Annotated in this window: 19 protein-coding genes and 2 pseudogenes; 10 read left to right on the top strand and 11 right to left on the bottom strand. The window is 65.3% G+C overall.

Annotation, left to right across the window (positions count from 1 at the left end):
• Position 1 precedes the first annotated feature (1 nt).
• The 4 genes and pseudogenes from AWB77_RS05280 to AWB77_RS05265 all read left to right on the top strand — a co-directional run bounded on the left by AWB77_RS05280 (position 2) and on the right by AWB77_RS05265 (position 4815).
• Positions 2–808 carry an enoyl-CoA hydratase/isomerase family protein gene (locus AWB77_RS05280; RefSeq protein ID WP_061133339.1) on the top strand — a complete coding sequence of 269 codons (807 nt, stop codon included), beginning with the start codon at positions 2–4 and terminating at the stop codon, positions 806–808.
• 19 nt (positions 809–827) lie between these two features.
• The gene (locus tag AWB77_RS05275; RefSeq protein ID WP_061133338.1) at positions 828–2567 is read left to right on the top strand and encodes a GMC family oxidoreductase; all 1740 of its coding nucleotides are present in this window, start codon (positions 828–830) and stop codon (positions 2565–2567) included.
• A gap of 93 nt (positions 2568–2660) precedes the next feature.
• The gene (locus AWB77_RS05270) at positions 2661–4037 is read left to right on the top strand and encodes an MFS transporter (protein ID WP_061133337.1); all 1377 of its coding nucleotides are present in this window, start codon (positions 2661–2663) and stop codon (positions 4035–4037) included.
• A gap of 72 nt (positions 4038–4109) precedes the next feature.
• Positions 4110–4815, top strand: a pseudogene (locus AWB77_RS05265) (sterol desaturase family protein).
• A gap of 15 nt (positions 4816–4830) precedes the next feature.
• On the opposite strand, the gene AWB77_RS05260 reads toward AWB77_RS05265, so the two are convergent.
• Positions 4831–5748: a LysR family transcriptional regulator gene (locus AWB77_RS05260; RefSeq protein ID WP_061133336.1), complete on the bottom strand. Its 918-nt coding sequence runs from the start codon at positions 5746–5748 to the stop codon at positions 4831–4833.
• A gap of 393 nt (positions 5749–6141) precedes the next feature.
• Positions 6142–7335 (bottom strand): porin, encoded by a 1194-nt coding sequence (locus tag AWB77_RS05255; protein ID WP_061133335.1) that lies wholly within the window; start codon positions 7333–7335, stop codon positions 6142–6144.
• A 340-nt stretch (positions 7336–7675) separates the two neighbouring features.
• Here AWB77_RS05255 and AWB77_RS05250 point away from each other — a divergent pair, with 340 nt between their 5' ends.
• The gene (locus AWB77_RS05250; protein ID WP_061133334.1) at positions 7676–8140 is read left to right on the top strand and encodes a RidA family protein; all 465 of its coding nucleotides are present in this window, start codon (positions 7676–7678) and stop codon (positions 8138–8140) included.
• Between the two features lie 112 nt (positions 8141–8252).
• On the opposite strand, the gene AWB77_RS05245 is transcribed toward AWB77_RS05250, so the two are convergent.
• Genes AWB77_RS05245 through AWB77_RS05235 form a run of 3 tightly spaced genes read right to left on the bottom strand, consistent with a single transcriptional unit; the run spans position 8253 to position 10877 of the window.
• A complete protein-coding gene (locus AWB77_RS05245) occupies positions 8253–9014 on the bottom strand; it encodes an ABC transporter ATP-binding protein (protein ID WP_061133333.1) in 762 nt (253 codons plus the stop codon).
• Complete coding sequence (locus AWB77_RS05240) at positions 9011–9862, bottom strand: ABC transporter permease (protein WP_061133680.1); 852 nt, start codon at positions 9860–9862, stop codon at positions 9011–9013. The genes AWB77_RS05245 and AWB77_RS05240 overlap by 4 nt, the downstream gene beginning before the upstream one ends.
• A 13-nt stretch (positions 9863–9875) precedes the next feature.
• Positions 9876–10877 carry an aliphatic sulfonate ABC transporter substrate-binding protein gene (locus AWB77_RS05235; RefSeq protein ID WP_061133332.1) on the bottom strand — a complete coding sequence of 334 codons (1002 nt, stop codon included), beginning with the start codon at positions 10875–10877 and terminating at the stop codon, positions 9876–9878.
• 239 nt (positions 10878–11116) lie between these two features.
• Here AWB77_RS05235 and AWB77_RS05230 point away from each other — a divergent pair, with 239 nt between their 5' ends.
• The 4 genes from AWB77_RS05230 (at position 11117) to AWB77_RS05215 (ending at position 15242) form a co-directional block, all read left to right on the top strand.
• Positions 11117–11467 carry a DUF3088 domain-containing protein gene (locus AWB77_RS05230; RefSeq protein WP_061133331.1) on the top strand — a complete coding sequence of 117 codons (351 nt, stop codon included), beginning with the start codon at positions 11117–11119 and terminating at the stop codon, positions 11465–11467.
• A gap of 23 nt (positions 11468–11490) precedes the next feature.
• Positions 11491–12819 (top strand): LLM class flavin-dependent oxidoreductase, encoded by a 1329-nt coding sequence (locus tag AWB77_RS05225; RefSeq protein WP_061133330.1) that lies wholly within the window; start codon positions 11491–11493, stop codon positions 12817–12819.
• Positions 12819–13772: an aliphatic sulfonate ABC transporter substrate-binding protein gene (locus tag AWB77_RS05220; protein WP_061133329.1), complete on the top strand. Its 954-nt coding sequence runs from the start codon at positions 12819–12821 to the stop codon at positions 13770–13772. Before AWB77_RS05225 ends, AWB77_RS05220 begins: the two co-directional genes overlap by 1 nt.
• A 132-nt stretch (positions 13773–13904) precedes the next feature.
• Positions 13905–15242 (top strand): LLM class flavin-dependent oxidoreductase, encoded by a 1338-nt coding sequence (locus AWB77_RS05215; protein WP_061133328.1) that lies wholly within the window; start codon positions 13905–13907, stop codon positions 15240–15242.
• Between the two features lie 79 nt (positions 15243–15321).
• Here the strand turns inward: AWB77_RS05215 and AWB77_RS05210 are convergent, their stop codons facing one another.
• From AWB77_RS05210 to AWB77_RS05185, 6 genes and pseudogenes are all read right to left on the bottom strand, one after another.
• Positions 15322–16140 (bottom strand): MetQ/NlpA family ABC transporter substrate-binding protein, encoded by an 819-nt coding sequence (locus tag AWB77_RS05210; protein WP_061133327.1) that lies wholly within the window; start codon positions 16138–16140, stop codon positions 15322–15324.
• 124 nt (positions 16141–16264) lie between these two features.
• Entirely contained in the window at positions 16265–17857 is a 1593-nt protein-coding gene (locus tag AWB77_RS05205; protein WP_244158438.1) for an ABC transporter substrate-binding protein, read from the bottom strand.
• A gap of 127 nt (positions 17858–17984) precedes the next feature.
• A complete protein-coding gene (locus AWB77_RS05200; protein WP_061133326.1) occupies positions 17985–19172 on the bottom strand; it encodes an acyl-CoA dehydrogenase family protein in 1188 nt (395 codons plus the stop codon).
• A complete protein-coding gene (locus tag AWB77_RS05195; protein ID WP_061133325.1) occupies positions 19169–20224 on the bottom strand; it encodes an aldo/keto reductase in 1056 nt (351 codons plus the stop codon). Before AWB77_RS05195 ends, AWB77_RS05200 begins: the two co-directional genes overlap by 4 nt.
• Positions 20225–20252: 28 nt before the next feature.
• The gene (locus AWB77_RS37395) at positions 20253–21833 is read right to left on the bottom strand and encodes an ABC transporter substrate-binding protein (protein ID WP_061133678.1); all 1581 of its coding nucleotides are present in this window, start codon (positions 21831–21833) and stop codon (positions 20253–20255) included.
• Positions 21834–22945: 1112 nt separating this feature from the next.
• Positions 22946–24153 (bottom strand): annotated as a pseudogene (locus AWB77_RS05185) (LLM class flavin-dependent oxidoreductase).
• A gap of 261 nt (positions 24154–24414) precedes the next feature.
• On the opposite strand from AWB77_RS05185, the gene AWB77_RS05180 reads away from it, so the two are divergent.
• Complete coding sequence (locus AWB77_RS05180) at positions 24415–26013, top strand: ABC transporter substrate-binding protein (protein WP_061133324.1); 1599 nt, start codon at positions 24415–24417, stop codon at positions 26011–26013.

Genomic DNA, 26013 nt, shown 5'->3' with positions numbered 1-26013 from the left:
CATGACCGAGCTTAACCACCGCGGCCAAACGTTGCTGCAAGACCTCGACGGCTTTTCGGTCGCGATCGACGCCGAACGCGAGCGCGCCGACATCGTCCTGCACCGGCCGCCATTCAACGTCATTTCGATGCACGCCCGCGACCAGTTGCGCGCCGTCTTCGAAGCACTCGACGACGACGCGCGCGTGCGCGTGATCGTCGTGCGTGCGAACGGCGAGCACTTTTCGAGCGGCGGCGACATCAAGGGCTTTCTGGAAGCATCGCCGGAACACGTGTCGAAGCTCGCATGGAACATCGCGGCGCCCGCGCGCTGCTCGAAGCCGGTGATCGCGGCCAATCGCGGCTTTTGTTTCGGCGTGGGCTTCGAGTTGTCGCTGGCGTGCGATTTCCGCATCGTCACCGACACGACGTTCTACGCGCTGCCCGAACAGAAGCTCGGCCAGATTCCCGGATCGGGCGGCTCGGCGCGTCTGCAGGCGATGGTCGGCATCGGCAGGACCAAGGACATCGTGATGCGCTCGCGCCGCATTCCCGGCAAGCAGGCGTATGAGTGGGGCATTGCGGTGGACTGCGTGGCTGACGCCGAACTTGAAGCGGCCACGGACGCGCTCGTCAACGAGCTGCGTGCGTTCTCGCCGCTCGCCCAGCGCACCGCGAAGAAGCTCCTGAACGACACGGAGGACACGCCGCTTTCCATCGCGATCGAGCTGGAAGGGCATTGCTACAGCCGCCTGCGCTCGTCGGACGATTTCCGTGAGGGCGTCGAAGCGTTCCACGGCAAGCGCAAGCCCGTGTTCCGCGGCTTCTGACCACGCAAGGGAAGACGACATGGAACGCTTCGATTACGTGATCGTGGGCGGCGGTTCGGCGGGGTGCGTGCTGGCGCACCGGCTGTCGGCGCTGCCGTCGCTGCGCGTCGCGCTGATCGAGGCGGGCGCGGACACGCCGCCGGGCGCGGTGCCCGAGGCCATCCTCGACAGCTACCCCATGCCGGTGTTCTGCGGCGACACTTATATCTGGCCGGAGCTGAAAGCGAGGGCCACGCGGGACGCCGCGCCGCGCGTGTACGAGCAGGGCCGCGTGATGGGCGGCGGGTCGAGCGTCAACGTGCAGTCGGCCAATCGCGGATTGCCGCGCGACTACGACGAATGGGCCGCGTCGGGCGCCCGCGGCTGGGCCTGGCGCGATGTGCTGCCGTACTTTCGCAAGCTCGAGCGCGACCTCGACTTTCCCGGCGGCGAACTGCACGGCGGCGATGGCCCGGTGCCGATCCGCCGCATCATGCCCGAGGACTGGCCGGCGTTCTGCCATGCGTTCGCGAAGGGGTTGCGCGCGCAGGGCGTCGCGGAACTCGAGGATCAGAACGGCGAGTTCGGTGACGGTTTCTTTCCCGGCGCGTTCTCGAACGAGGACGACAAGCGCGTGTCCACGGCCATCGCCTATCTGGATGAGGCCGCGCGCAAGCGTCCCAATCTCACTATCTATTCCCGGCTGCGGGTCGAGCGGATTGTGATGGACGGCGCCGCGGCGCGCGGCGTGATCGCGGTGGCCGAAAACGGCGAGCGCGTGCGTTTCGATGCGGGCGAGGTCGTCATGAGCGCAGGCGCGCTGCAGTCGCCCGCGCTTCTGATGCGCGCCGGTATCGGCGATGCGCGCGAACTTGGGGCGCTCGGCATCGCGTGCGCGGTCGATCTGCCGGGCGTCGGACGCAATCTGCAGGATCATCCGTCGCTCACGTTTTGTCATTTTCTCGAGCCGCGCTTTCGCATGCCGCTCACGCGCCGCCGCGCGAGCATGATGGCCGCGCGCCTGAGTTCAGGGGTCGCGGGCTGCGACGAGTCGGACCTGTATCTGTCGAGCGCAACGCGCGCCGCATGGCATGCACTCGGCAACCGGCTCGGGCTGTTTTTTCTGTGGTGCAACCGGCCCTATTCGCGGGGCCGCGTGCAGCTCGTTTCCGCCGATGCCGCCGCCGCGCCGCGCGTCGATCTCAATCTGCTCGACGACGCGCGCGACCTTGAGCGGCTCGCAGCGGGCGTGCGAATGCTGGCGCGTGTCGTCGAAGCGTCGGGCTTGAGCCGAGATGGCCGCGACTTCTTTCCGGCGGCGTTTTCGCCGCGCGTCAAGGCATTGAGCCGGGTGGGCGAGGGCAACGCGCTCCTGACGTCCGCACTCGGCATGCTGCTCGATATACCCGCGCCCGCGCGCCGCTTCCTGATTGAACGCTTTTTCACGCGCGGTCTGAAGATGGACGCGCTGCTCGCCGACGACCGTGCGCTCGCGGACTTCATCCGGGCGAACGTGTTCGGCGTGTGGCACGCGAGCGGGACGTGCCGCATGGGCGGCGCGCACGACCGCGATGCCGTTACCGACACCGAAGGGCGCGTGCATGGCACACGAGGGCTGCGCGTGGTCGACGCCTCGCTGATGCCGAGGCTGCCATCGGCCAATACGAACATACCGACCATCATGATCGCCGAGAAGATCGCCGACGCGATGATCGCGGCGCGGCGCGCAGGCGTCGATTCGAAGGCGTCGGACCTGCCGCCGCTCGCTGCCGCCCACTGACGATTTCTTAAACCTCGACAAGAGCACGCAAAAACAACGTGCCTTCGACACGGGCGATCGGAAGACCGCCCGGTCACAATCAAGGAGATGCAAATGTCCGTAGCTGCACAAGAAGGAGCCGCCGCGCTTCCGGTGAATCAGCGGCAGATCATGGGCGCAGTGCTCGCCTCTTGCATGGGCTGGGCGCTCGACCTGTTCGACCTGTTCGTGTTGTTGTATGTAGCGCCGGTAGTCGGGCGTCTGTTCTTTCCGTCCGAGCACGCGATGCTGTCGCTGGCGGCGGTGTACGCGTCGTTCGCCGTGACGCTGCTGATGCGTCCGCTCGGCTCGGCGCTCTTCGGCTCCTACGCGGACCGCCACGGCCGCAAGGGCGCGATGATCTTCGCGGTGGTCGGCGTCGGTATTTCGACGGCGGCGTTCGGCCTGCTGCCGACGGTCGCGCAGGCTGGCCTCGTCGCGCCGATCCTCTTCCTGCTGCTGCGTCTCGTGCAGGGCGTGTTCGTCGGCGGCGTGGTCGCGTCGACGCATACGATCGGCACCGAATCCGTCGCGCCGAAGTATCGTGGAGCGGTCTCGGGGCTCATCGGCGGCGGCGGCGCGGGTATTGGCGCGTTGCTCGCGTCGCTCACGTACCTCGCCATGTCGTCGCTCTTTCCCGGCGATCTCTTCGATGTATGGGGCTGGCGCTGCATGTTCTTCACCGGCATCGTGAGTTCCGTGCTCGGTCTGTTCGTGTTCAACAGCCTGGAAGAATCGCCGCTCTGGAAGAAGCTCGCCGCGGAGAAGGCCGCCAAGGCCGCCGCGCAGCTCGACACCGCGCCGCGCGAAGTGGTGCGCTCGCCCATTCGCACGCTTTTTTCACGCGACTATCGCGGCGTGCTGTTCGTGAACCTGCTGCTCACCATCGGCGGCGGCAGCGGCTACTACCTCACGTCGGGCTATCTCCCGACATTCCTCAAGGTCGTGAGCCATGCGCCGAACGGCGCGGCCGCCGCGATCCTGATGATCTGCAGCGTGGCGGTGGTCGTTGCATCGGTCGCGGCCGGGCATCTGAGCACGTTCATCGGGCGCAAGAGCGCGTTCGTGTGGATCGGCCTGATCCGGCTCATCGCGCTGCCGGGCCTGTTCCTGCTGCTGCCTACCGCGCAGAGCATCACGATGATCGGCGTCTATGCGGTCCTGCTGTCCGCGCTCGGCAGCGCCGGTTACGCGCCGATCCTGATCTTCCTGAACGAGCGATTCCCGACTGCGATCCGCGCGACCGGCACCGGCCTTTCGTGGAATATCGGCTTTGCCATCGGCGGGATGATGCCGACCTTCGTTTCGCTGGTCGCCAAGGACTCGAGCCAGTTGCCGTCGACGCTCGCCATCTTCGTCGGCGCGATCAGCGTGATCTTCCTCGTCGGCGCGTTCGTCGTGCCCGAGACGCTCGGCAAGCTGGAGAACAGCGCGGCGCGCAACCCGTCCTGAAGCGCGGTCACCCATCGGGCGCGCGAGAAACGCGCCCGTATCTTTCGACAGAGAAAACAGGAGACGCTCATCATGAAATATGACGAGGACATTCGCACGCGGTCCCACAAGTTCCGCGACGAATATGTCGAGGCGACACCGTGGTGGTATCGCGGAGAGATGCATCTGGGCTTCACGCTCGTGTTCACGGCGGCGGTGATTCTGTATTGCGCCGCGCAGCTTCACGCACCGACGTTCGCGGAATGGCTCGCGGTCGTGCCGCTCTTTTTGTTCGGCAACTGGGCGGAATGGGCCGCGCACCGGTACGTGCTGCATCGGCCAACCCGGTACTTCAGCATGATCTACAAGCGTCACTGCGCCGTGCATCATCGCTTCTTCACGCATGTGACGCTCGAGTACAAGGGACACAAGCATTGGCGCGCGCTGCTGTTTCCGCCGTTTGCGCCGGTCGCTTTCGTGCTTGCCGCAACGCCGCTCGCCTTGCTGATCGGCTTCGTGTTCTCACGCAATGCGGGGCTATATCGCGTTGCTGACCATGGCCGCTTACTATCTGATGTACGAAGGGCTGCACACGCTTTCGCATGTCACGGACAGTCCGTTGCTCGACCGTGTGCCGTTCGTCAACACCGTGCGTCGCCTGCACGTGACGCATCATGATCCCGAGCAGATGGCGACTCAGAACTTCAATCTCACGTTACCGATCTGCGATACGCTTTTCGGCACACGCAGCGATGCGCCGCGCGCCTCGCGCGAGCGGACGACCGCGCGACGCGGCTGATCCGCGCACGCATCGTCATGGCGTGGGCGCTGGTGCGCCCGGCGCTACGCGCCGGATTTCCTCGGTGATGATGGCGATCAACGCCTGTGCCGCCGGTCCAATGGGCCGCTTCGGATGCGTGACCTGGATGATGTGACGCACGATTGGCGGCGAGCCGATCGTGCGCGCGCGCAGCAGCCCTTCGTCCACCTTTGCCTGCACGACGACGCGCGGCAGGATCGTCGCAACATGGCTTTGCTCGACGAATTGCACGATCGTGCTCAGCAGGTCGATCTCGAACTTCGGCTTGACGACGACATCGGCCGCCATCAGCGCGGCGTCGAGCGCGCCGCGCAGCCCGTTTCGCCGCGTGGGCAGCACCAGTTCGATATCGGATTGCGTGACGAGATCGATGCTATCGGGCAGTTCCGGCCCGTGCGCCGCGCTCGTTACGAGCACCATTTCTTCCACGAGCAACGGCTCGACGTCGAGCGAAAGCCGCCCGCGTGGCTTGTTGATGATCGCCGCATCGAGCCTGCCGGACTCGACGGCGTCGATGAGTTGCGCGCTGAAACCGTCTGCCACCGACACTTCGACTTGCGGAAAGAGCGTGTCGAACCGCGCGAGCGATTCGGGGAGCACGCTTTGCGCTTCTGACGACACCATGCCCAGCGACACGCGGCCCGTCACGATGACATCGCGCCGGCGCAGGTTTTCGCGCGCATGGTCGATATCGCGCATGATCGGCGTATATAGCCGGTACATGAGGCGCGCGGCTTCGGTCGGCGCCATGCCGTGCGGCCCGCGCTGGAAGAGCGTCTGCCGCAGTTCGGTCTCGAGCTTCGCAATCTGCATGCTGAGAGCGGGCTGCGCGATGTGGAGCCGCCTGGCCGCCCGCGTGACCGTGCCTTCCTCGAACAGCGCGATGAAATACTGGATCTGCTTGAGTTCCATGTGACAGCCGTGCAGCGAAACGGACATGGTACCGCCACGCGGCCATCCACCGCTGTCCGCGCAATCGGGCAATCGCTCAGGCGATCAGTGCCCGCTGTAGCGAGGCTGCTTCCACGATTGGTTTCGCTGGTCGGGCTGTGCGATGGCCGTCGCTGCGCGAACATCGGAAGATCGACTACGAGGTCATGCAGAGAGCGAAGGACCGAGCAGGCCTCGCACATCGATCCTGTCTGGAACGCGGCTATGCTCCGTTTCCGTCGGTTCCGCGAACGCCGCCGTATCCGGCTCGGCGGCACTGGCAAACAAGACGTCCGCCAGTTCGGCATGCAAACGAATGGATCATCCGATCGTGATGAGCTCATGATCGTCGTCCTGCGCCGCGAACCCCGCATGTCAGAAGCGCACGCGCACGCCGCCGAACGCCGCCACTTGCCGGTTCGTCGACGACGGTGTGCCCGCGTCCGCGATTGCGGCGATCTTCTGATAGCCGTTGCCGACGCGCGTCGAGGCATCGCCCGCCGCGAGCTGGTAGACGCCCGAGAGATAGAGATCGGTGCGCTTCGACAATACATAATCGACGCCGAGCGTGAACTGATGCCAGCGTGGCTTGAGTGTCGCGCCGCCGGTGCCGGGCAGGCTGTTGGCGCGGCCATCGGTGAAGCTGTACACGCCGATCAGCGTCGTCGCCGGCGTGATGTTGTAGCGGCCGTTCAAATCGTAATTGTTGAACTTGCGCGAAGAGCCGTCGTTGTAGTCGAGTTGCGTGTGGCTCCATGCGAAGCCGACCGTCACGACCGATCCGAACGCGTAGTTTCCGCCGGCCACCGCCACTTGCTGCCGCGCGACGCCGCCGTTCAAGCCATAGAAGAATGCGCCGCTGTAGTCGTCGCCGGACGTGGTCGATGCACCGCCGATCGCGCCGCTCGTGTTCGACGCGACATTCGGATGATCGAGCAGCAGATAGCCCGCGCCCACTTGCAGCGGCCCGGCGACATAGCTCGCCGATGCGCCCCACGCGCGGTTGTTGCCGAAGCCCGCGCCCGCGCCGTTGCTGGCCTGATTGCTGAAACCGTAGAGCGCATCGACCGTCACGCCTGCGAACGTATCGCTCCTGAACTTCACGGCATTGTTGATGCGAAAGGTCTGGTTCAGATTGTCGTTATCGCCGACGTGCGTGGCGGGCGACCAGAAGCCCGGCCCCGCGAAGAGCGCGACGAGGTCGGTATTCGGATCGTACTGACGACCGAGCGTCAGGGTGCCGATGCCCGTCTTCGCCACGCCCACATAGGCTTGCCGTCCGAATTCGCGGCCACCCTGAGCGAGCGTTCCGTCGTTGACGCGATAGCCGCCTTCGAGCGTGAACAGCGCCTTGTAGCCGCCGCCTAGATCTTCGACGCCTTTGATCCCCCAGCGGCTGCCGTTGAGCTTGCCGCTCGTCGCCTGCACGTTGGACGCGCCGCGCTGGTTGTTCGTATAGGCGAAGCCGGCGTCGACGAGCCCGTACAAGGTGACGGAACTCTGTGCCTGAACGACGCCGGGAAGGGCGACCAGTAAGCCAGCGGCGCCGGCGAGTGCGACTCGTTTCATTCGCTTCCTTAGGTATTAACCATGAGTTCGAGGAAGCCGGATATTACGGTCGTGCTTACCGAAGTCCAACGAAGGATTTCTCGTTTGTAATGGTCAGAATGCCTAATTTACTTTTCGGTTCAGGAAATAGGCCATCGCAAGAGGTTGCGCATGTCGCGCATAGCGGGAGGCATTCGCACGCTAGCGTAAGAAGGGTAAGCGGAAGACGCGTAACGAACGCGCCGCGCCGCGGGAGCGCGGGTCATATCGATATGAGGCTTCGTTGGTTAGCGCACTGGCCGGCGCTACATAACATGAGCGGCTCCGCGTGATACCACGCATTCACACCGACAGGAGTACCATGAGCGCCGACGAAAGACTCAAACGTCTGATCGACCCCAACCGCACTTCGAGCAACCCGAAGGCGAACTATCGCAATGCCACGCGCTGGGGCGACCTCGTTTTCGTGTCGGGCAAGTCAGCGGGCGCCGCCATCGACGGTAAGCCGTCCAGAGGCAGGCTGGGTGACACGCTCACGCTCGAAGACGGCGTTTCGTTCGCGCGTGAGGCGGCGTTGGAACTGCTGCTGGTGCTGCGCGACGAACTCGGCTCGCTCGAACGCGTGAAGCAGGTGCTCGACGTGCAGGGGTTCGTGAACGCCGACGCCGCTTTCGAAGACCACGCGAAGGTGCTCGACGGCGCATCGGACTTGCTCGTCGAGGTTCTCGGCGATGCCGGCGTGCACGCGCGCTCGGTGTTCGGCGCCGTGTCGTTGCGCGGCGGGCAGCCGGTGATCCTGCGCGCCGTTGTGGGTGTGAGCGACTGATTGCGCCGGAGATTGGCGCAACGCATGCACGCAGGGCGAGGGCGGTTGACCGCCGTCGAGGACGCTGCCCGCGCGCCCCGCCGCGCTACTCGATTCGGGTGTTGCGGCGGGTTCAGCGAGACACCGCGGCGTTTCCCTGAAACCGCTGGAATGCGTCGAACAGCCGGGCGCGTAGCCGCGCTAGCTCGGGATCGCGGCGATCGCGAGGACGCTGCAGTTCGACTGTCAGTTCACCTTCGATGCGTCCGGGATCGGCGGCGAGCATCAGCACGCGATCGCCGAGGTAAAGCGCCTCGTCCAGATCGTGCGTGACGACGACGGCGCTGGCGCCGTGACGCGCCACGATGTCGAGCAGCAGCCCTTGCAGATGCATGCGCGTGATGGCGTCGACGGCGCTGAACGGCTCGTCGAGCAGCAGCACGTCCGGCTCGCCGAACAGGCCGCGCGCGATCGCCGCGCGCTGCGCCATGCCCCCGGACAGCGCCGAGGGCAGCATATCGGCCGCGGCGCTCAGCTGCACTTCGTTCAGCAAACGCGCCACACGCGGATCGCGCCCGCCGCGCCGGCCCGCCGCGAAACCGACATTCTCTGCAACGGTAAGCCACGGTAACAGGCGCGGCTCCTGGAAGATTACGCCGACGCGCGGCGACGGTCCGTCGAGCGGCGTGCCGCCCAGCGTCACCGAGCCGCGATAAGCGCGGTCGATCCCTGCGACGATGCGCAGGAGCGTGCTCTTGCCGCACCCGCTCGGGCCGACGAGGCAGACGATCTCGCCACGCCTCACGGTCAGCGAAACGTCGGCGAGCACGGTGCGTCGCGCATAGCTCTTGCGCACGACGCGGGCTTCGAGCAGCACAGGCGGCGCGAGGTTCATCGCCTCTTCCCGTGCGCAGCGCCATCGAAGGCGTCACGCCAGGCGAGCAGGCGCGTCTCGATGCGCCGCATCGCGCCGTCGGTCAGCTTCCCGAGTAGCGCGAGCAGCAAAATGGCGCCGAACACGAGATCGGGGCGTCCTGTCTCGCGACCGTCGCTTAGCATGTATCCGAGCCCGCGCGTGGCGGCGATCAGTTCGGCCGCGACCATGAACATCCACGCGAGACTGAGGCCGGTGAGCAGTCCGGTGACGATCTGTGGCAGCGCGGCGGGCAGGAGGATGCGCCGGAAAAGCGCAAACGGACCCAGCCGGTACACCGCGCCGAGTTCGACGAGCTTGCGATCCACGCCGCGAATGCCCGCGACCACCGCGAGATGCACCGGAAAGAATGCGCCGATGGCGATCAGCGTGATCTTCGGTGCTTCGTCGATGCCGAGCCATAGAAGCAGCAGCGGCACCCACGCGAGCGACGGAATCGAACGCAACGCCTGGAAAGTCGGTTCGAGCAGCGCCTCGATGCGGTGCGACAACCCCATCGCCGCGCCGACGACGAGCGCCAGTCCTGCGCCCGCGCCGAATCCCGCTAATACGCGCAAGGTGCTCGCGCCGATGTGTCTTGCAACGCGCGCCGCGCCCATCTGCGCGAGCGTACGCAGGATTTCGCTGGGCGCGGGAATCAGGTGATCGGGCAGCCATCGTGCGCGTACCGCAAGCTCGACCGCCGCAAGCGCCGCGAAGGGCAGCGCGATGCCGGCGATGCGCCAGCGCCGCAATGCATCGCGCGGTGCGTGCGATGGCGCATCGAGCACGGACGCGAGCGCATCGCGGCGTGTGGTGGTATCGGTCATCGACGTAAGCATGTCAGCGCGATGCGGCCGCGACCGGCCGCGCGAACGCCGGATCGATCAGTGCATCGACTACCTTCGCCGGGTCGACGCCGCCCTTCACGAGTTGTTCCTCGCTCAGGATTGGCGCGGCCGCCTTCAGCGCCGCACGTTGCGTGTCGCCGGGAAGCGGATCGCTGAAATCGTTGCGCGTCAGTTGCAGTTTCGCGACGGGCAACGAGACCCTGGACTCATCCGCGAGAATCTTCGCCGTATCGTCCGGATGCGCGATGATCCACACGCGCGCGCGTTCGTAGACTTTCAGCACCCGGCCGACAGCCTGCGGATACTGATCGGCGAACGCCTCGCGAACATTCAGGAAGCCGTATGTGTTGAAGCCGACGTTGCGATAGAGCAGACGCGCGCCATCGTCGACCTGAGCGGCGGCCATGTGAGGGTCGAGGCCGGCCCATGCATCGACCTGTCCCTTCGCCAGCGCGGCGCGGCCGTCCGGATGCTGAAGGTTGACGATCTCGACATCGTCGCGCGACAGTCCTGCGGTCTTCAACGCACGCAGGGTGAAGAGGAACGGATCGGTGCCGCGCGTGGCCGCGATCTTCTTGCCTTTCAGGTCGGCGACCGAGTGGATCGGCGAGTCCCGGCCCACGACGAGCGCGGTCCACTCCGGACGCGAGAAGACATAGACCGCGCGAATCGGATTGCCATTGGCGCGCCCGAGCACCGCCGCAAGCCCGGCGGTCGAACCGAAATCGACCGCACCGCTGTTCAGATATTCGAGCGCGCGATTGGAGCCGAGGCTCAGCACCCAGCGGATAGCTGCACCATCCGGTTTGAATTCTTCCTCCAGCCAGCCGAAGTGCTTGATGACGAGACTTTCGGGCGAGTAATACGCATAGTCCACGCGGATTTCGGCGGGCGTGGCGGCCGTCGCCGCGCGGACATGCGCCGACATGACGCTCGCCAGCGAGACGCATAGAAGAACCGCGTAGCGCAGCGCGCGCGAGCAGAACGGCTTCATCGGAAAAACTCCGGAAAAAAGAAGAGGGATGCCGCGTGACGTGGGCCCAACCGTTGAATGTAGTTCGGCGCATGCCCGTAAAGAACTAAGAAATCCTCGTTTGAAAAGTGCGTGAAGTGCTAAAGCGTGAAAGGCGCATTGTCATGCGCGCCGCAGATTTGGTTAGCAGATCCAGTTCGTTCCAATCCGCCTGCGAGATGGCTACGCTGTGGCGCTCTCCATCACGCATAGCACCGACCATGACCCAACGCGATCTGCTGATCCTGCTGGAACCGGGCTTCACCGATCCGGCGCGCCCGGGCGAAGTATTCATCTGCCCGGACGGCGCGCCAATCGAAGGCCTGCTCGCAAGCGATCCGGCGCGTAGCGCGCGGCTCGATATCCGCCGCGTACCGTTCGAGCGTCCGCGCCGGGCAGCGGTCGAGGCACTGAGCGAGGCGCATCAGAGTCTCCCCGTGCTGGTGCTGGGCGACGCGTATCCAGCACCGTCCGATGCGCAAAGCCTGGGCGAGAAACGCTTCGTCACCGATCCGCGCCGCATTCTCGCGTTGCTCGCGCAGCGGCACGGTTTCCCCAAAGTGCATGACTGATCCGGCAAACGGACTATCCGCTCATGGCCCGACCCATACATCTGAATCTCTTCGTTCACGGACGCGGTCATCATGAAGCAGGCTGGCGTCATCCCCGCGCGACGCGCGAGGCGCTGACCGATATCGGCTATTTCCGCGATCTCGCAGTCAGGGCCGAGCAGAGCCTGTTCGATTCCGTGTTTCTCGCCGACGCGCTCGCCCTTGGCGATGGCGCGCAATTCGTCGCGTCCGGCGCCCTGGAACCGATCACCACGCTCGCGGCGCTCTCGCAGGCGACTTCGCGCATCGGCCTGATCGCGACGGCATCGACCACCTACACGGAGCCGTTCAATCTCGCGCGCCAGTTCGCGTCGCTCGATCACATTTCGCGCGGGCGCATCGGCTGGAACATCGTGACCTCGTGGGTGGGCGGCGCCGGTCCGAACTTCGGCTACGAGCAGCAGATCGAGCATGCCGAACGCTACGCACGCGCGCACGAGTTCCTCGAAGTCGTCAAACAACTGTGGGATAGCTGGGCCGATGACGCCATCGTCGACGACGTGCCGAGCGGCCGCTTCCTCGACCCGGCGCGCGTACGCAAGATCGGCTATCGCGGACAGTTTCATCGCGTGGCGGGGCCGCTGAATCTGCCGCGCCCGCCGCAGGGGCATCCGGTGCTGGTGCAGGCGGGATCGTCGGCGACGGGCAAGGCGTTCGCCGCGCGCCACGCCGAAGCGGTCTTCACCGCGCATCTGACGAAGCAATCCGCGATCGACTTCTACGCCGAACTCAAGGCGGGCGCGAGGGCCGCGGGCCGCTCGGACCAGGACATCGTCATTCTGCCGGGCATCAGCGCGGCGATCGGTTCGACGGAAGCCGAAGCCAGCGCCCTGCTCGACGAACTCGACGCGATCACCGATATCAGCGTGGGGCTCGGCCGCCTTTCGAGCCGCTTCGGCGGCCACGATTTCTCCACCTTGCCGCTCGATCAACCGCTGTCCGTGGATGACTTTCCCGACCCATCCACGGTGCAGGCCGCGCAAAGCCGCGCGGCAGTCATCACGCAACTGGTGGCGCGCGAGCGTCCGACCTTGCGCAGCCTGTTGAGGACGCTTGCGGCGGCTCGCGGGCATTTCACGCTCTCCGGTACGCCGGAGCGGATCGCGGACGTGATCGCCGACTGGACCGAAAGCCGTGCCGCCGATGGCTTCAACGTCATGCCGCCCGTGCTGCCCGCGCAATTCGAGCACTTCACCGAACACGTCGTGCCGATCCTGCAAAGGCGCGGCCTGTTCCGCCGCGAGTACCAAGCCGACACGCTGCGCGGTCACTACGGTCTCGCGCGTCCCGCCAATCCCTACTTCCCGTCCTGATGCCGATCCGATCCCTGAAGCACCTCATCGCCGCCGGGTGCCTCGCCGCCGCGTGCGCGGCGCACGCCGACGAGGGCTATCCCGCGCGGATCAACATCGGTATCCAGAAGGGCGACGGCCTCGTTGCGCTGCGCGCATCGGGCAAGCTGGAGCAGGCGTTCGCGTCGCATCACGTGAAGGTTTCGTGGCATGAGTTCGTGTATGGCGCGCCGCTCGTCGAAGCCATCAATGCGGGCGACGTGGACGTAGGCACGGTCGGCTCGACGCCGCCGATCATGGCGCAGGCGGGCGCGGCGCCATCGGTCGTGTATGTGGCTTATGCGCCGAGACTCGTCAAGAGCTATGCGATTGTCGTGCCGAAGGATTCGCCCGTGAAGGACCTGCGTGATCTCAAGGGCAGGAAAATCGCCTTCGCCAAGGGTTCGCAAGGGCACCTGTTCGTGCTGAAGGCGATGCAGGACGCGCACATGGACCCGTCCTCGGCGCAGTTCACCTATCTGTCCTACGGCGATGCGCGCTCGGCGTTCGAACGCGGCTTCATCGACGCTTGGGCTGTGCCCGATCCGCGTTACGCCGACACGGAACTCACCACCGGCGCGCGGACCATTCTCACCATCGGCGATCTGTCGGTGCCGCAATACGGCTTCTATATCGCGACGCGCGACTTCGCGCTGAAGTATCCCGCCGCGCTTCGTCTGCTGTTCGATCAGCTTGCACGTCAGACGAGCGACAGCCTCGCGCATCCGCAAGAGACCGCGCGCTTTTTGTCCGCCAATACCGGCGTGCCGCTCGATGTCTGGAGCCGGGCCATCTCGCGTCTCGAGTGGGGCGCGAGCTACCCGATTCCCGACGACGTCGTCCGCGCGCAACAGGACTCGGCGAATCTGGCTTTCGACACGAAGGTCATCCCGCGCCGCATCGATGTGCGTCAGGCGGTGGTGCAGATCAGGTGAGGATGGACTCGCGCGCTGCACGAGCCTCATCGGTTTAGCGCCGCCGTTCATATGCTTTGTCGAAATCGTTCTTGGCGTCGTGGGTGTCTCTCGCATCAGAATCGAAAGTTACCTTTTTCTCCGGAGCTTTCCATGAGCGGCGATGCCCCGCGCCAGTTGCATCTGAACATCAACGCGCTTCACTCGGGATTCGTGCCGTCGGCATGGCGTCTGCCGGGCGCGGACCCGAACGTGTTCCTCGATGTAAATCACTACGTGCGACTGGCGAGAGTAGCCGAACGCGCGTGTCTCGATGCAATCTTTCTCGCCGATAGCGCCGCGATCTCCGATCAACTCGACATGCGCCCCATCACGGCGCTCGAACCGACGATGCTCCTCACGAGCGTTGCCGCTGCAACGACGCATCTGGGACTGATCGCCACGGCATCGACGAGTTATAACGAGCCGTACAACATCGCACGCCGCTTCGCGACGCTCGATCTGATCAGCGGCGGACGCGCGGGCTGGAACATCGTCACGACGGCCGACCTGCCGTCCGCGCGCAACTTCGGCCACGACACGGTGCCCGACCATTCAACACGCTATGCACGCGCCGACGAGTTCGCGGCGCTCGTCAAGACGCTCTGGAATAGCTGGGACGACGACGCCTTTCTCGCCGACAAATCGAGCGGCCGTTTCGTCGATCTCGACAAGGTGCATCCGGCCGATCATCGCGGGCGATTCTTCAACGTGCGCGGCGCGCTGAATCTCCCGCGCTCCGCACAAGGTCATCCAGTCCTGGTGCAGGCGGGCGCATCGGGCGACGGACGCGAGCTTGCCGCGCGGCATGCAGAAGCGGTGTTCTCGGCATCGCAATCGTTCGACGAAGCGCGTGCTTACCGCGAAGATCTCAACGCGCGGGCGGCGCGTTACGGGCGCGGTCCGAACGCCGTGAAAGTGCTCGCGGGGCTGACCACGATCATCGGTTCGACAGAGAGCGACGCGCTGCGGCGCCGCGACGAACTCGTCGACCTGATTCCGGTGCAGTACAGCCTCAACCGCATCGCCGGCACGCTCGGCGTTCCCGTCGATTCGCTTTCGCTCGACAAGCGCTTGCCCGACGACTTGCCGCTGCCCAACGGCGGCAACGGCAATCACACGTTCTTCAACGCGACGCTCGCGCAGGCTCGCACGCACGGCTATACGGTGCGCGAACTCATTCGTGCGCTGGCGGGCGGCGGCGGACATCGCGTGATCGTCGGCACGCCGGAGCAGATTGCGGACGACATCGAGCACTGGTTCAGGAACGGCGCCGCCGACGGCTTCAATCTGATGCCCGACGTACTCCCCGATGGTCTCGAAGCCTTCACTGAAGGTGTCGTTCCGATACTTCAGCAGCGGGGCATCTTCCGTCGCGCATACGAAGGCAAGACCCTGAGAAGCCATCTGGGGTTGTCGGTGCCCGAGGGCGCGGCGCTCGACACGCATTAGCCTGGCGGCACCGTCGACGCTCCGGCGACGCGGACCGGACACTGCTCGGCCGGGCGCATGGAGTGCGCCCGTGATTCCGTCAGAATGCCGGAATGATCGCGCCTTGATAGCGCGACAGGATGAACTGCCGGACTTCGGGGGACTGATATGCGGCCACGATCTGCCGCACCCAGGGCTTAGCCGCGTCCTGCTCGCGCACGGCGATCAGACACGCGTACACGCCGGAGCCGTCCTCGCGCAAGATGGTGTCCTTCGCCGGATTGAGCCCCGCCTTTATCGCATAGTCCGCATTGACGGTCGTGGCGTCGAAATCGTCGAGCGTTCGCGGAAGCTGCGCCGCATCGACTTCCTTGAAGCGGAAGTGCTTCGGGTTGTCGGTGATGTCGAGCGGCGTCGCGTTCACGCCCGTCACAGGATCGATTCCCTGACGCAGCCGGATGCTGCCGTTCTTCTGCAGGAGCAGAAGAATCCGGCTCTCGTTGGCGGGATCGTTCGGGATGCCGATGGTCGCGCCGTCCGGCAGATCGGCGAACTTGCGGTAACGCTTCGAATAGAGTCCGATCGGTCCGATCCACGTGCGGCCGATGCCGACCAGCTTGTAGCCGCGCGCGCGAATCTGCGAGGCGAGAAACGGCCGGTGCTGGTAGCTGTTTGCGTCGAGATCGCCTGCGTCGAGGGCCGCGTCCGGCTGGATATAGTCATTGAACGACACGATTCTGATGTGCAGACCGTAGTCGCGCTCCGCGACCTTTTTCACCGCCTCGAAGATTTCCTCGTGAGGTCCGCTCGTCACGCCGATTTTGAGCGCGGGCGCTTCGGCATGCGCAGCGGCGCTCACGACTATAGCGAGGAATGCGCATAGCAGCACGCGCGGGAGGTGGAGGGAGAATCGTTGCACGATGGCAGGGTCCTTGTTTTGAAGTTGGCGATCCGGGTCGTTTCATGGAGCCGGTGCTGTTCATGTAACCAATCGGTTGGCGTGACCTAATCCTGGCCTGCCCTCGGTTTGGCTTCGGCGCCGATCACGGCAGGATGTAAAGGTCCGCGAAATTGCCTCTCAAGCCTTCGCCTGTCGATGCATAGTCCTTCACTTTGGTCGACGCGATCGTGACGTTCGGATTGGCTCCGAATTCGATCGACGGAATATCGTCATGCACGATCCGCTGGAACTGCCGGAATAGCTGACGGCGCTCGTTTTCGTCGGTTTCGACCGAGGCCGCTTCGAGCAGCCGGTCCACTTCCGGATTCGAATAGTGCGCGGCGTTGGAGAAGGGCAGGCCGATCTTGAAGTTCTTCGACCAGAAGACCCGCTGGACGCCCACGGTCGGATCGAATACGTTGGCAAGCGCCTCGAGCGTGATGTCGAACGCGCGATCGGTATACGCCTTGACCACATATGTACCGAAGTCGTAGCTCTGCACCTGCGCGTCGATGCCGATGCGCGCGAGCGACTGGCGCACAAATTCGGCGGCGCGCGGGTCCTGGAACGGGTTGTAGAGGAGCCGCAGCGCGAAGCGCTTGCCATCGGGGCCGCGCTTCAGGCCCAGACTGTCGAGCGTCGCGTTGGCCTGAGCGGAATCGTAGGGAAAGTAGTGAATGTCCGGGTCGTGATAGCGCGAGTTCGCCACGCCGATTGCGGCGGCGGAGACCGTGCCATAGCCGTACCAGACCACGCGGTTGAGGGCGTTGACGTCGACGGCCTGTGAGATGGCCCGGCGCACGGCCTTGTCCTTCAGCACGGGCGTGTCGAGATTGAAGATCAACTGCTGGTGATTGCTGGCATAAGGCCAGTTGGTCGTGTCGACTTGAAAACCGGGCAGCGTGGAGAAGCGTTTGACGTCGGCGAGCGGAATCGCCTGATCCCCGAGATTCGCCGCGCCCGTTTCCAGCGCGGCTGCGCGCGCGGCCGCATCGGGAAGAAAGCGCACGATGATCCGGTCGACGTAGGGCTTTGGCTTGTCCCAGTAGTCCGGATTGCGCTCCAGCAGAATGTGGTCGCCCCGCACGAACTCCTTGAAGACGAATGGGCCGGTGCCGATCGGCGCGCTGTTGTGCGGATTCGATACGATGTCCGTGCCCTGATAGACGTGCTTCGGGACGATCGGCGACTCCGAGCCCGACAAGGCGGTCAACAGGAAAGGCGCCGGCTTCGACAACTCGATGACGACGGTGTAGGGGTCGGGCGTCCTGACATCGGTCACGTTCGCGAAGGTGCTCCGGCCGCGCGGATGCGCCTGCTTGAGCGTCAGAATGGAATAGGCGACGTCGTCGGACGTGAAGCTCGTGCCGTCATGCCACTTTACGCCGCGACGCAGGGTGAAGCGGTATTGGAGCCCATCCTTGCTGACCGACCACGCGGTCGCGAGAAGCGGCTTCGGATTGAGCTTCTGATCGTAGGTGAGCAAGCCTTCCACGACTTTCGGGCCGATCTCCGCGTTGCCCCCTGCAGTGGTGGTGAGGGGAACGATCGACGAGGGTTCGGGTGTCACGAGCCACGTCAATGTGCCGCCCCTGACCGGCGCGGTGCTGGCTTCGGTTGCGACAGCCGGGTGCAGGCCGATGAAACCCGCTATCAGGAGACCGCCGAAGAATCGCTTGCCAACGCTTGTCATCATGTTCAGTACGCCGATTTTTTTGTAAGTCTCCCGGATGTTATCGGGCGCGGTGTCGATGGGAAAACGAAAAATACAGCTTAGCTTGTGCGGCTCACGAATCGGCTCACGAATCGGCTCACGAATCGGTTCACGAATCGGCGCGCGTTTCGGCGCGCGGCAGAATACCCAGCGCGGCACGCCCGGCGTTGGCGCGAATCAGACCGTTGACCGGCGCATGAATGCGCCCGCACTGCACGTCCCGATAATGCCGTTCGAGCGGATTGCGCCGCGCGAGGCCGTGATTGCCCGCCAGGTCGAGCGCGATGTCCACGCTTTGAATCGCGTTGTCGATGACCGCGTGCTTCACGATCGCCGCGAGCGCATCGGGCGCTTCATTCGTATCGACGGCGCGGGCGTGGGAGTCGAGCAGCCAGTCGCTCGTCGCGAGCAGCGTCTCGATTCTGCCGATGCCCTCCTGCACCGCCGAGACCGTCGCGAGCGGCGCGCCGCCGAGGGCGCTCGGCTTACGCTCCTTGACGAACGACACGATCCAGTCCCGCGCCGCACGGGCGACACCGTCGTAGACGGAGCCGACGAGACTCAGATACCACGCGATGCTGTGCGGGTCGCGCTGCAAGCCGAGGTGCGCGGGCTGCAGCGCGACGGCGTCGTCGCGTGCGAGGGCTACGTCGTCGAACAGCACGTCGTGGCTCGCGCTCGCGCGCATGCCGATCGGGTCCCACGTTTCGACGATGCGCACGCCCGGTGCGTCGCGCGGCACGAGAAAATGCCCGAGGCGCGGCTCGTTTTCGTCGGTGCGCGCGAGCACGTTGATCCATGAGAGCAGCGGCGCGCCGGTCACGTAGACCTTATGGCCCGAGATGCGCCAGCCGTCGCGCGTGCGCTGCGCGATCGTATCGGGCAATCCGCCGAACGATGGCGAGCCGAGCGCCGGTTCCACCTGCGCCGCGTTGAGCAGCGCGCGGCCTTCGACGGAAGCCCGCCGCAAGCGTCGCGCGAGCGCGGGCGGCCAGTCGTCCGAACCCGTGCGTTCGGCGCGCGTGATGATCGCGTGCTGGCAATAGTGCATCGACAGAATCAGCGCGACGGACGGATCGCCGCGCGCGATTTCGCTCACGATCGCGCGCGACACGGCCAGTCCGGCGCCGTGTCCGCCTTGGCTGGCCGGTATGTTGGCGCGCAACAGGCCTGCCCGTTCGAGCGCTTCGAACTGCGCGACGGGCGCCGCGCCAGTGCGGTCGTGCTCGGCCGCTTGCGCGGCGAAGGCCCGCCCGAGTTCGGCTGCGGCATCGATCAGTGTCCGGGCTGCGTTCATCGCGTCACCGCATCGTCGTGCGTGCCATGCCGCGGGACGCGTCCAAAGAAGGGATGGCCCGGATCGTTGAACCCCGGCGTCGACGGATGACCGGTCGCGACGAGCGCATCGACGAAAGCCTCGTCCCGCGCATCGAGCCTGAAGTCGAGCGCGGGCAGATAGTCCTGCCACTGCGCTTCGGTACGCGGCCCGGCGATGGTCGATGTCACGTAACGGCTGTTGAGCACCCACGCGAGCGCGAACTGGCCGGCCGTGACGCCGCGCGACGCGGCATGCTCGTGCACGCGGCGCGCGAGTTCGATCGACTCGGGACGCCATTCGGTCTGTTGCAGGCGGCGGTCGTTGCGTCCCGCGCGGGTGTCGGCGGCGGGCGTCGCGCCCGGCTGGTACTTGCCTGTCAGCACGCCGCGCGCGAGCGGGCTGTACGAAATCACGCCGAGACCGTAGCGGTGCGCGGCCGTGAGCTGCTCGGCCTCGACCTGACGATTGGCGATGTTGTAGAGCGGCTGGCTCGCGACGGGACGCGGCACGCCGAGTGCATCGGCGATATGCGCGAACTCCGCGATGCGCCACGCGCGATGATTCGACAGTCCGTAATAGCGAATCTTGCCGGCCGCGATCAGATCGCCGAGCGCGCGCACGGTCTCCTCGACGGGCGTCGCGTGATCCTCGCGATGCAGATAGACGAGATCGATGTAATCGGTGTCCAGACGCGCGAGGCTCGCGTCGACCGCGCGCAGCACGTGCTTGCGCGATGCGCCCGCGGCGTTCACGTCCGCATCCGCGTGGCCCGATGCGTCGCGCAGCGGATTGCCGAGTTTGGTCGCGAGCACCCAGCGATCGCGCTGTCTCGCGATATGGCGCCCGACGACGCGCTCGGATTCGCCGCCGTTGTAGACGTCTGCAGTGTCGATCGAGTTGACGCCATGTTCCGCCGCCTGATCGATGATGCGCGCTGACGTCGCATCGTCGGTGGCGCCGCCGAACATCATCGTACCGAGCGTGAGCGTCGAGAGTTTCAGGCCGCTTTGGCCGAGCTGGCGATATTCCATGTCGTTCGTGTCGTTGAGGGTTGAGGTGTCAGCGTTGCAGCCAGACATCGGCGAAACTCGCGGCCGTACCGTCGGGCGATGTCGTGTGATTGCGCACGTCGCGTGAATAGACGGTCACGTATTGAGGCGAGACAAGGTTGAGGTCGGGCAGGTCTTTCACGAGAATGCGCTGGATCTGCGCGAAATACTGCTTGCGATTCGTTTCGTCGGATTCCTGCGCGGCGTCGGCGAACAGCCGGTCGATCATCGGATTGCTGTAGTGCGAGCCGTTCGTGAATGGCACGCCGGGCCGGAAGTTGTCGGTGGTGTAGAGACGGGCCACGCCGACCACCGGATCGAACAGGTTGCTCATGCCGTTGATGCTGAAATCGAAATCGCGATCCGTATAGATGCGCTTGAGATAAGCGGGCAGGTCCTGCGTGCGGATCGTCACGGTGATGCCCACACGGTTCAGCGCTGACTTCACGTACTCGGCCGTGCGCGACGGCAGATCGCCGATGGGTAGCGGATCGACCGTCAGCGCGAAGCGCGTGCCGTCCGCGCGGCGCGGATACCCGGCTTCGTCGAGCAGCGCGTTGGCGCGCGCGAGATCGAACGGATAGGGCGTCGGCGCGGGGTCGTAGTAGGGATTGCCCGGCATCAGCGGACTCGCGCTCGCGGTCGCATAACCGTAGTAGACGACCTTGCGGATCACCTCGCGATCGATCGCGGAGGCGATCGCCTGACGCACCTTCAGGTTTTTCAGCACCGGCTGGTCGAGATTGAATTCCATGCGCGCAACGCCCGCCTGGAACTCGTAGCCGCGCGTCTCGATGCCGAGCTTCGGGTCGGCTTTCAGACGCGCGAGATCGGCGAGCGGCACGGGCGTGTCCGCACCGAGATCGACGGAGCCGTTTTCCAGTGCGACGGCGCGCGCGGCCGGGTCGGCAATCACCTTCACGATGAGCTTGTCCAGATAGGGCTTGCCTTTGTCCCAGTAATCGTCGTTGCGCACATATTCGATATAGCTGCCGCGTACCCATTTGACGAACCGGAACGGCCCGGTGCCGACGGGCGCGTTGTTCGCGGGGTTGCTCAGCACGTCGCGGCCTTCGTACAGATGCTTCGGCAGGATCGGCGTTTCGGAGGCCGAAAACGCGCGGATCAGATACGGCGCCGGCTTCGCCAACGTGATGACGACGGTGCTCGCATCGGGTGTGTCGATGGCGCTCACGTTCGCGAACGTCGTCTTCGCGCGCGGATGCACGGTGCGTAAAGTCTGGAGCGACCACGCAACATCCGCCGATGTGAACGGCTTGCCGTCCTGCCACTTCACGCCCTGGCGAAGATGGAACACGTAGCGCTCGCCGTTGTCCGCGACTTCCCACGAGGTGGCGAGCGAGGGCCGGGGCTTGAACTGATAGTCGTAGTCGAGCAGTCCTTCAACGACTTTCGGGCTGACCTTCAGCACGTTGACCGCCGTCGTCGCGAGATCGACGAGCGCGGTGGGTTCGGGCGTCACGACGAAATTGAGCGTGCCGCCGCGCGTCTGTGCGAGTGCGCCGTGTGTCATGCAGGCGAGGCTCGTCGCGACGACAAGGAGCGCGCGACGTATCGGGAGTCGATTCATGGGCAATCGGTGGAGTGGGAAATCCATCAGGCAAACTGCTTCTGCCTCTTGCGCCCGCCGGCGTGCGATGACGGCTTCGAGCGGCGCGGCATCGACCCAGCCGTCGAAGTCGAAATCGGCGGGCAGGAAGGCGTGATGCAGCAGGAAGTCCTTGAAATGGGCGAGGGCGTCGAGCGCGTCCGGGTCGAGTGCCAGTTCGAGTTGACGATGCAGACCGCAAGCGTACGCGCGCGATATCCAGTGCTCGGCGCAGCGCACCTCGCGCGCGACGTACGCGGCGATCTCAGCGGGATGCCCGCGCGCCCAGGCCGCTGCGTCGAGAGTTCGCTCCAGCACGCGCTCGACGAGATCGGGACGTTCTCGCAGCAGTTGCGCGTCGACGGTCAGCGGACGTGGCGTGCCATTGTTCGCATGCGCCCGGCGATCGCGATGCGCGGATATGTCGATCAGCACGCGCGCGCCGAGAACGTTCGCGATGTCGAGACCCGTCGCGCCCTTTACGAACACGACGTCCGCCTCCGCCCGCAGCAGCGCCTCTGCCTCGCGCGCGAACTCGTGCGCACGCTGCGCGTCGAGCCATGCGCCGACGGGAAGATGGTCGGCGGGTTTCGCGTCCGCGAGCCCGCGCGGCGCGTGAGGCAGATCGACGAGCTGCACGTCGTCGAGTGTCGTATCGGCCGCATGCAGCAGCGACGAGAAGCCGCGCAAAGCCGTCGCGCGATGGAAATCCACCGCCTGCGCACGCGTATTCAGCGGCAGGCCGAAGCGACGGCCCGCGAGGCTTGCGCGCGTCGGCTGCAAGCGCGTGTCGAGCGTGATGAGCGCCTGAAACTCATCGACCCATGTGAGGCCGATGAGCCGTGTGTCGCTGCCTTGCGCGCGCGCCCACAGCGCCGGAATGTTGCCGCCCTGGCGGAACGACCACGGCTGCGCATGCGTGAAATGCGAGCGGCGCACGAGCGGATCGTCGGCGTCCTGCAGCGCTTTCACGTCGATGCCCTCGGCGGCGAACTCGGCCTGTAGCGTGCCTCGTTGAGCGGCGATGCCGAACGGCGTGGGCGCGGGGCAACGGGTGTACCAGATTCGGCTCATGGGAATGTGCAGGCGTGAAGTCAATGCCGCAGGCCCGCGTCGCGCAGCAGCGGCAGGACACGGTCGCCGAAGAAGTCCAGGTCGGGTTTGAAATCGAAGAAGCTCAACTGCACGCCGTCGATGCCGGCGCGATGCAGGCGCACGATGGTGTCGGCGACTTCCTCCGGCGATCCGGTGATCGAGACGTTGCCGCCCACCGCGCGCGCCGCAGCTTGCGTGCGCTGATCGATGCCGCCGCGCCACGCGTGCGCGTCGCTGTCGAAGCGCTGGAAGCTGCCTTCGTCGGCATGGGCGACGATCGCATCGCGATATGCGCGTGCTTCGGCCGCCGTCTCGCGGCACACGATGAGCGGGTTGAGCAGTGTGCGGACGGTGCGGCCATATTTCGCGGCGGCGGCTTTCACGCAGCGGCATGAGCGGGCAGCGCCTCCAGCGCGCGATCGATGTCCGGCCCCGCCGGGCTCGTGATGAACACGACGTCCGAATAGCGCGCGGCGAATTCGATGCCTGCGTCCGAGCCAGTCGCATTGATGAGCAGAGGCCTTCCATAGCGAGGCTTGGGCGTCACGAACGCGCCATTGAGCTTCCAGCTCGACAGCTCCGGCTCGAAAGTGAAGTTATCGCGCTGCGCCCAAAGCTGCTGCACGGCATCGACGAACTCTGCGGCCATCTCATAGCGACGATCGTGCTCGATGCGGTTCCAGCCGAACATCTCGTGCTCCACCGCGCGATGTCCCGTCACGATGTTGATTCCCCAGCGCCCGCGCGAGATGTGATCGAGCGTCGCCGTGAACTTCGCGAAGTGCAGCGGGTGCCACGGGCCGTACAGCACGTGGCTGGTCGCCGCGAGAATGATGCGCTCGGTGCGTGCGGTGAGCGCGGCGAGCGTCATGAAGGAATCGAGCGCCTCGCCGTTGAAGACGCCGCCGTAGCCGCCTTTCGGAAGCCATTGAGACAGCGCGAACACGAGATCGAAGCCGAGCGATTCGGCCTTCAGCACGAGATCGGCGTTGTAGTCGAAGGACCAGTCGGTCGTGCGCGGCAGCGTGGATGCGCTCCAGCCGCCTGCCTGGATCGGCAGGAAGAGTCCCAGCATGAGCGGCTGCGCGAAGACGCGCGACACCGGACTGTCGGGGAACTGCGCGGGCGAAGCGACCTCGACGAATGCGCTCGCACGCGACTGCGAGGCCTGTACTTCAGCGTAAGCGGGGTGCGTGGTTTCGCTCATGTTGCGTGTCCATATGGTTGGCCTCTCGCCGTCATGCATCAGGGCACGAAAGTTAAGCACGCGCTCATGCCAGCCGACAACGAATCATTTATGGTTTGTTTTCGACGTGCCGCATTGCCGCCGACGTCATATGCTTTTCGAGCCGCCGTGCTTTCCATATGCATAACCGTTCGTTCACGCGCGTGCGATGCCGTTCTATCGTGATCGCCGCGGCGCGTCACATTCGGCCGCCGAACAACGAACGGAAAGGAACGGCATCACATGGCAGGCTTCAAACGACGCGATTTTCTGGTTTCATCAGGTGCGGCCCTCGCGTCCGCCGGCCTGTCCTCACTCCCCTTCGCGCAGGAAGCGGCACCCAGGCGTGGCGGCACGCTCAACATGCTGATCAATCCCGAGCCGCCCGTGCTCGTATCGATCTTCCAGACGACGGGCCCCGCGCTCGTCGCAAGCTCGAAGGTGCTCGAAGGCCTGCTCGCCTATGACTTCGATCTGAAGCCGAAGGCGCAGCTCGCTACCGCGTGGACCGTGAGCCCCGACGGTCTCAAGTACACGTTCACGCTGCGCCAGAATGTGAAGTGGCACGACGGCGAACCGTTCACATCGGCGGATGTGGCGTTTTCCATCGACTTGCTGAAGTCCATTCATCCTCGCGGGCGCAGCACTTTCGCCAACGTGACGCGCGTATCGACGCCCGATGCGCGCACCGCGATCATCGAACTGTCGAAGCGTGCGCCGTATCTGCTGAAGGCGCTGTCGGCGGGCGAATCGCCGATCGTGCCGAAGCATCTCTATGCGAACGGCGATCCGCTCACGAACCCGCACAACAATGCGCCCATCGGCACCGGGCCGTTCCGCTTCAAGTCGTGGACGCGCGGGGCGAGCATCGTCTATGAGCGCAATCCGGACTACTGGGACGCGGGCAAGCCGTATATCGATTCGCTCGTGTTCAAGGTGATTCCCGATGCCGCCGCACGCTCCGCCGCGTTCGAAACCGGCGCGCTCGATTTAGGCGGCGAGAATCCCGTACCGCTCTCGGATCTCCCGCGTCTCACGCAATTGCCGCAACTCGCCGTGGAAACGCGCGGTTATCGCTTTCTGGAGCCGCTGGCGGAGATCGACTTCAATCTCGATCATCCCATCTTGAAGGACGTGCGCGTGCGTCAGGCGATTGCCCACGCGATCAATCCGCAGATCGTGCAGAAGACGATCGCCTATGGTTACGCCGACCTATCCCCGACGCCGATCACGCCCGCCTCGCCGTATCACGACGCGAAGCTCGCGCCTTACGCATTCGATATCGCCAACGCGGAAAAGCTGCTCGACGCCGCGGGTTATCCGCGCAGGAACGGCGGCCCGCGCTTTCAGTTGACGCACGATTTTCTGCCTTACGGCGACATGTACCGCCGTCAGGCCGATTACGTGAAGTCGGCGCTCGCACGCGTGGGTATCGAGGTGACGGTGCGTTCGCAGGATCTGCCTTCGTTTCTCAAGCGCGTGTATGCGGACCGGCAATTCGACTTCACGAGCATCGGCGTGAATACGCTGTTCGATCCGAGCGTGGGCGTGCAGCGTCTCTACTGGTCGAAGAACATCCGGCCCGGCGTGCCGTTCTCGAACGCGCCGCACTACAGCAATGCGGAAGTCGATACGCTGCTCGAATCGGCATCGATCGAAACGGACGAGAAGAAGCGCGTGGCGCTCTATCAGCAGTTTCAGCAGATCGTGTATCGCGACCTGCCGATACTGAATCTCGTCGCGCCGCGCATGGTCACGCTCGCGAACCGGCGCGTGCGCAATCACACGGTGTCGGCGCAGGGGCTGGAAGGCAATCTCGCCGATGTGTGGCTGAGCGCCTGA

Origin of the sequence: Caballeronia fortuita (assembly GCF_001544835.2) — a bacterium.
Taxonomy (GTDB): domain Bacteria; phylum Pseudomonadota; class Gammaproteobacteria; order Burkholderiales; family Burkholderiaceae; genus Caballeronia; species Caballeronia fortuita.
The sequence above is the reverse complement of the archived record's forward strand: the minus strand, read 5'-3'. Positions and strand labels throughout refer to the sequence as shown.